Origin of the sequence: Longimicrobium sp. (assembly GCF_036280135.1) — a bacterium.
Taxonomy (GTDB): Bacteria; Gemmatimonadota; Gemmatimonadetes; order Longimicrobiales; family Longimicrobiaceae; genus Longimicrobium.
Genome location: NZ_DASURI010000250.1, coordinates 1 through 6888, shown reverse-complemented (window position 1 = coordinate 6888; position 6888 = coordinate 1). Strand labels below are relative to the sequence as shown.

The 6888-nt window shown below is 69.6% G+C and carries 4 protein-coding genes; 2 read left to right on the top strand and 2 right to left on the bottom strand.

Annotation, left to right across the window (positions count from 1 at the left end; all coding sequences use genetic code 11):
• The first annotated feature begins 309 nt into the window (after positions 1–309).
• Both VFZ20_RS07755 and VFZ20_RS07750 read left to right on the top strand, forming a co-directional pair.
• On the top strand, positions 310–4275 hold the full coding sequence (locus VFZ20_RS07755) for a PAS domain S-box protein (RefSeq protein WP_329683279.1): 3966 nt from the start codon (positions 310–312) through the stop codon (positions 4273–4275).
• Entirely contained in the window at positions 4272–4637 is a 366-nt protein-coding gene (locus VFZ20_RS07750) for a response regulator (protein ID WP_329683278.1), read from the top strand. Before VFZ20_RS07755 ends, VFZ20_RS07750 begins: the two co-directional genes overlap by 4 nt.
• Positions 4638–4732: 95 nt before the next feature.
• Here the strand turns inward: VFZ20_RS07750 and VFZ20_RS07745 are convergent, their stop codons facing one another.
• Both VFZ20_RS07745 and VFZ20_RS07740 read right to left on the bottom strand, forming a co-directional pair.
• Entirely contained in the window at positions 4733–6448 is a 1716-nt protein-coding gene (locus VFZ20_RS07745; protein ID WP_329683277.1) for a DUF4268 domain-containing protein, read from the bottom strand.
• A 116-nt stretch (positions 6449–6564) separates the two neighbouring features.
• Positions 6565–6888, bottom strand: a 324-nt coding sequence (locus VFZ20_RS07740; RefSeq protein ID WP_329683276.1) for a histidine phosphatase family protein, incomplete at its 5' end; no start/stop codon positions are given.

Here is a 6888-nt window from a genome sequence, read left to right as displayed (position 1 = left end):
CCCGTCCCATCATCTGGTTAGGGGAATCGTGCCCTCGCGCGGGGAGGTGGCCCGTGCGGGATCCGGGGTACTCTGCTGCCTCTGCTCCCTCTGCGTGAAAATGTTTTTGGGTTTCCACTGCATTCTCCCGCAGAGCCGCGGAGCCGCGGAGGAACTTCGTCACGCGATGAAGTACTCTGCGTCCTCCGCGGCTCTGCGGGAGAATTGTCTTTTGGGTCGTCTGGTCCTGGTCCCGACCTGTTCAGACGGGGCGCGGGGCGGCCGATACTGGGGGCATCGGATTGCTTCCGCCCACGAAACGCAGCGCAGATGTCCACGAGCTCCCCCGCATCCACCTGTCCGCACGACGCCGCCGCGCGAGACGCGCAGCAGCTGTTCGAGCTGTCGCTGGACCTGCTGTGCCTGGCGGACGTGGAAGGACGCTTTCACCGCGTGAACCCCGCGTTCACCCGGACGCTGGGATGGACGGCCCAGGAGCTCGTCGCGCGCCCGTTCCTGGAGCTGGTGCACCCCGACGACGTCCCGGCCACCCTGGCCACCATGGAACGCATGGCCGCCGGCGGCGCGCCCGAGCTGGAGAACCGCTACCGCTGCCGCGACGGCGCGTACCGCTGGCTCTCGTGGACGGCCACCTCGCCCGACGCGCAGGGAATGGTGTACGCCGTGGCGCGCGACATCACCCAGCGGGTGGAGGACGAGGCCCGCCGCCGCGCCGCCGAGGAGCGCTTTCGCACCGTCCACGACGCATCGCCCGAGAACTTTTCCCTGTGGGAGTTCGTGCGCGGCGCCGACGGCGACCTCCAGGACCTGGTCCTCACGTACGGAAACCCCGCCCTGGAACGCACCCTGGGCCGCGCTCGCGAGGCGCTCACGGGGCGCAGCTTCCGGGAGCTCTTTCCCGACACGCTGTCTTCCGGCCGCTTCGAGGCGTACCGCACCGTGGCGCGCACGGGCGAAAGCTCCGAGCGCGTGGTGCAGTACGGCGACGGGCGCTGGTTCCGCGTGTACGTCGTCAGGGTGGATGACGGGCTGGCCATCAGCAGCACCGACATCACCGAGCGCGTGCGGGCGGAGGAGGTGCTGCGCCGCTCCCGCGAGGAGCTGGAGCGCCTGGTGGACGCGCGCACCCACGCCCTGCGCGAGAGCGAGGAGCGCTTTCGCTCCCTCACCGAGAACTCGTCCGACGTCATCACCATCCTCTCCGCCGACGGACGCTTTGTCTACGGCAGCCAGGCGTACACGAGCGTCTTTGGCTACACGGCCGAGGAGATGGCCGGCAGCAACATCTTCGAGCGGGTGCACGACGACGACCGGGCCGACGTCATGGCCGTCTTCGGGCAGCTGCTGGCCCAGCCGGGGCTCGTGCTGCACGCCGAGTTCCGCTTTCAGCGGGCGGACGGCGCGTACGCGTGGGTGCACGCCGTGGGGCACGGGCGCCTGGACGACCCCGCCGTGCGCGGCATCGTCGTCAACAGCCGCGACATCACCGCCCAGCGCCTGGCCGCCGAGCAGGCCGCCCGCACGGCCGCCATGTTCCACGCCCTTTCCCACCAGTCGCTCACGGGCGCCTACATGGGGCAGGACGGGCGCGTGCTGTACGGCAACCCCCGTTTTGCCGAGATGATGGGCTACACCGTGGACGAGCTTCCCGGCCTGCCCATGATGAGCCTGATCGCCCCCGACGAGCACCCGCGCGTGCACGAGATGGTGCGGCGGCGGCTGGAGGGCGCCGGTGACGTGCAGTACACCACCGTGTGCCTGCGCAAGGACGGCACGCGCGTGCCCGTGGAGGTCTACGGCGGCAGCATTGTCCTGGACGGCCGCCCGGCCGTGGTGGCCACCGTGCTCGACATCACGGAGCGCCTGCGGGCCGAGGAGGCCCTGCGGCAAAGCAAGCAGCAGTTCCGCATCGCCTTCGAGGAGGGGGGCATCGGGATGGCGCTCTCGCGCCCCGACGGCACCATCGAGCGGGCCAACCCCGCCCTGTGCGCCCTGCTGGGCTACACGGAAGACGAGCTGCTGGCGCTCACCATCCGCGACATCACCCACCCCGACGACCGCGCGCAGACGGCCGGCTACATCACCCGGGCCGTGGCGGGCGAGCTGCCGGCCGGCTGGCAGACGGAAAAACGCTACCTGCGCAGGACGGGCGAGACGGTGTGGATCCTCCTGACCGTCACCGTCTTTCGCGAGGAGGACGGCCAGCCGCGGTACCTGATCGGGCAGATGCAGGACATCACCGAGCGGCGCCGCGCCCAGGAGGCCCTGCGCGCCGCCGGCGAGGCCGCCGAGCAGGCCCGCCGCGCCGCCGAGGCCGCCAACCAGGCCAAGAGCGAGTTCCTGGCCAACATGAGCCACGAGATCCGCACCCCCATGAACGGGGTCATCGGCATGGTGGGGCTCGCGCTGGACACGGACCTCACGGCCGAGCAGCGCGAGCACCTGGAGGCCGCCGAGCGCTCCGCCGAGTCGCTGCTGTCCGTCATCAACGACATCCTGGACTTTTCCAAGATCGAGGCGGGGCGCCTGGAGCTGGACCCGCACCCGTTCCGCCTGGCCGACGGCGTGGCCGACACCGTCCACGCGCTGGCCCTGCGCGCCCACGAAAAGCAGCTGGAGCTCGCCCTCACCATCGCCCCCGACGTCCCCGACGCCCTCGTGGGCGACCTGGGCCGGCTGCGGCAGGTGCTCGTGAACCTGGTGGGCAACGCCATCAAGTTCACCCCCGCGGGCGAGGTGGTGGTCCACGTGGGCGTGGACGAGCGCTGGGACGACGGCGTGCGGCTGCGCTTTTCCGTCCGCGACACGGGCATCGGCATCCCGCCCGAAAAGCAGGCGGACGTCTTTCACGCGTTCTCGCAGGCCGACACCAGCACCACCCGCGAGTACGGCGGCACGGGGCTGGGGCTTTCCATCGCCTCGCGCCTCGTGGCGGCCATGGGCGGGCGGATCTGCCTGGAGAGCGAGCCGGGGCGGGGCAGCACCTTCTGGTTCACGGCGGAGCTGGGGGTGGACGCCACCCGCGCCGAGGCTGCGCCCCCCGCGCCGCCCGCCACCCTGCAGGGCCTGCCCGTGCTGGTGGTGGACGACAACAGCACCACGCGCCGCATCCTGCAGGACATGCTGCGCAGCTGGGGGATGCACCCCGTCGCGGCCGCCGACGGCCTGGACGGGCTGGGCACCGTGGCCGCCGTGCTGCGCGAGGGCGGGGGATTTCCCCTGCTGGTGGTGGACGCCGACATGCCCGGGATGGACGGGTTCGCCCTCCTGGAGGCCCTGCGGGCAGACCCGCGCTGCGCCCCCATGCGCGTGATCATGCTGGGCTCCGCCGCGCGGCAGTGGAACGCGGCGCGGTGCCGGGCCCTGGGCGTGGGCGCGCACCTCACCAAGCCCGTGCGCCAGTCGCAGCTGCTCAACGCCATCGTGTCCGTCATGGGCACGGCGCACGGCGGCGACGCGCCCCCGCCGGAGCGCCCCGCGGCGGCCCCCGCGGCCGTGCGCCCCCTGCGCGTGCTGCTGGCCGAGGACAACCCCGTGAACCAGAAGCTGGCCATCAGCCTGCTGAACAAGCGCGGACACGCCGTGGAGGCCGTGGGCAACGGCCGCCTGGCCGTGCAGGTGCTGAACGAGAGGAGATTCGACGTGGTCCTGATGGACGTGCACATGCCCGAGATGGGCGGGTTCGAGGCGACGGCGCGCATCCGCGAGCTGGAGCGCGGCACGGGCCGGCGCACCCCCATCGTGGCGCTCACCGCCCGCGCCATGCAGGGCGACCGCGAGCGGTGCCTGGACGCGGGGATGGACGGCTACGTGCCCAAGCCCCTGCGCGCCGACGCGCTCTTCGACGCCATCGAGCGCCTGGCCGGCGCCGGGACGGACGACGCGTCGCTCTCCGCGCCGTCCGCGGCCGATGCGGTGCCGGCGGAGGTGCCCGCGTGGGACCGCGAGGGGCTGCTGGACCAGATCGGCCGGAGCGAAAAGCTGCTGGGCGAGCTGGCGGAGCTCTTCGTGGAGCAGTGCCCGCGCCTGGTGGGCGAGATCACCGCCGCCCTCGCCCGCGGGGACGCGGAAGGGGTGATGGACGCCGCGCACACCCTCAAGGGCTCGGCGGGCAGCCTGGCGGCGGCGCCCCTGGCGGCCGCGGCGCTCGTCGTGGAGACGCGGGGACGCGACGGCGACCTGGCCGGCGCGGAGACGGCGCTGGCGGCGCTCCTGGCGGAGGCGGAGCGGGCGTGCGCGGCCATGGCCGCGATGATGGCGGGAGGTGCGGCATGAGGGTGCTGGTGGCCGACGACGACCGCATCATCTCGCACCTGCTGTGCGCCGTGCTGCGCGAGGTGGGCCACGAGCCCGTCCCCGCGTTCGACGCCATGCAGGCCATGATGTTCGCCATGCGCGCGCCGCAGCCGGACGTGATCCTGCTGGACATCAACATGCCCGGCGGCACGGGCGTGGAGGCGCTGCGAAAGCTCAAGGCGTCCGTGAAGACGATGCTGATCCCCGTGGTGGTGCTCAGCGGTTCGCTGGACCCCACCATGCCGGACGTGATGAAGGGGCTGGGTGCCGTGGACTACCTCCCCAAGCCCGCCCAGATCCCCACCGTCATCGAGACGCTGGAGCGCGTGACGAGCGCGTAGACGCGGGTGGAGCGGGTACGGGAGGAAATCCGGACAGACCCCGCGCTCTCAGAGGAGAACACGGGGTCTGTTTGCGTCTGCGGATGGCCCCGGCGTCAGTCCTGAATTGCGTCGCAGGCTGCCTGACGGATGGCGCGATAGAATGGAGGAGCGTTCTCCACCACCCACTCCGCGAGTGACTGAAGCTGTTCCGGATCCTGCGAAATCGATCCAGGCGTGTACAGCGCGACACGACACGCCCGCCGGTTGTCCAGCCGCTCCCATTCCAGCGCGGCGCCCACTGTCTCCTCCATCTGTGCCTGCTGTTGCTGGAAAGACTCGAAGATGGACTCATTCTCCGCCGCGTCGCCCGTGTCGATGTAGCACTCCAGGCGAACACGATTGCCGCGCGCAAAGGAGGTCGTGAGCGTCAGCCCGTTTTCCGGGAATCGCGCGAGCGTCAGCCAGTTTAGCCCCAGCGGGTTGACATCGTGAAGCGGGAAATCGGGCAGCTCCCGCAGGCGGTTCTGCACCTGGCTGAAGAAGTCGATGTAGGCCTTCTCACGGTCGTGCGCCCGAGCGAACACCACCCGCTGCAGCGTCATGTTGATCGATACAACGCGCCAGTTCACACGTAACCATTCACCGGATTGCACGTGTGCGGCGGAGTCGTTCGCCCACCACGCCCGGTGCTGTCGGGCGGATGCGGGCAGGGACGCGCCGATAATCTGCTCAATTTCCTCGAATGTGAGCGTGACGCGCTCGACACTGCGGGGCTGGCGCGCGAGAGTCGCGGCCAGCGGTGCATACTTGCTCTCAACAGCGTTGCCTTCACCGATTCCTGAGGCCGGGGCGGTGACGTCCTCCCGCTCAGGCGCTGGTTCGTCCCCTTGCAATGTGGGCTCCACCGGCTGCTCGATTGACGCTACGCTTTCGTCGACGGCGCCCGGTTCGGGAGTAATCACCGGGCGGTTCTTGAACCACTCCGCGCAGAACCGCAGCCGATCCCGCTCGACCCGCTCGATGTCCGGACGAAAGTGCATGAGCTTGTTGCGCGTTTTGCGCACTCCGTCCAGCATCAGGCGGAACGCTTCCGCCTTTACGCCAAAGATCGGTTCGAGCTTTGGCCAGCCGCTCCTTCCACTCGCAAGCTGGATGTATTCGCTCAGTGCTAGGTCGTCGAAGCGCCTCGTTTCGTCCGGCCCGGTGAAGTTGGCATCGATGGTTTCCGCCAGCTCTGCATCACCAACCGGGATCTGACGCTGACCGCAGAATCTGCGGAAGCTCTTCCTGCACGCCTCGCGAATGCTGTCCTCACGGGTGCTCAACGCGTCCACCGCCGCCTGAATGGGTCCGTTCGGATCCTCCTCGTCGCCACCATAGGCGATTCGTATGTGATCCTTCAGCGTGGTTTCGATGTCTTCGACCAGCAGCAGATCTTCCGCCCGGCGTCTGAAGTACTGGGTCGTGTCGTAGTTCGTCACGATCCCGGCAAGGCTCCCGTCCGGATTCAGAACGAGTACCGCGTCATCCAGGAGGTCGTCCATCTTGGAGAACAAATCCTCGTCCGCCGAGATCGTGCGCGCGGGGATGGCGGCGTCCCTGACCTGAAGCTCCTTCAGGGAGGCGCCGAACATGTGTAGGGCGCGCGCGATGGAACTGCTTGTGACCAAGCTCGCCGGCGTCCCGTAGGGCCGATCATTCTCCACGACCGGCAACTGGCTGAAATCATGTTCGATCATGCGCGCCACGGCGTCGTGCAGGGTCGCGCCAGGAGTGATCGTCTCGAGCGGCGGTTGCCCCTGAATCAGAAGCTGGATCGAAACGGCCATGGGGAAATCGAAGGAGTTGGATTTCTGAATTTTGTCTCGTGAAGAGCGGATAAATACTGCGATTTCCACCCGCCGCACAAGACCGCACTCACAATTCATGATGCCGTTTACAAGCCTCACCCCTCCGCCGGCGCCTCCGCGTTGAGGTAGAGCAGCTCCGCGCCGTGCGGCTGCAGGCGCAGGGCGCTCACGCGCGCGTGGTCGATGCGCAGGCGGAATGCGGCCTCCAGCGGCAGCCCCAGCGCCGTGCAGAGCAGCGCGCGGATGCTCCCCGCGTGCGCCACCACCGCGATCGAACTCTCGCCCGGCAGCTCCGCCGCCCACTTGGCGACACGCGCGGCCACGTCCGCGAAGCTCTCACCGTCGGGCGTCCGTGTCTCCACCCACGCGTTCATCCACGCGCGCAGCCGCGGCCCGTCCGCCGCGTCCAGCTCGCTCCA

Excerpts from the sequence above, each read along its gene's own strand:
- VFZ20_RS07750 (WP_329683278.1), top strand. The coding sequence starts at position 4,272 with ATGAGGGTGCTGGTGGCCGACGACGACCGCATCATCTCGCACCTGCTG.
- VFZ20_RS07755 (WP_329683279.1), top strand. The coding sequence starts at position 310 with ATGTCCACGAGCTCCCCCGCATCCACCTGTCCGCACGACGCCGCCGCG.
- VFZ20_RS07745 (WP_329683277.1), bottom strand. The coding sequence starts at position 6,448 with ATGGCCGTTTCGATCCAGCTTCTGATTCAGGGGCAACCGCCGCTCGAG.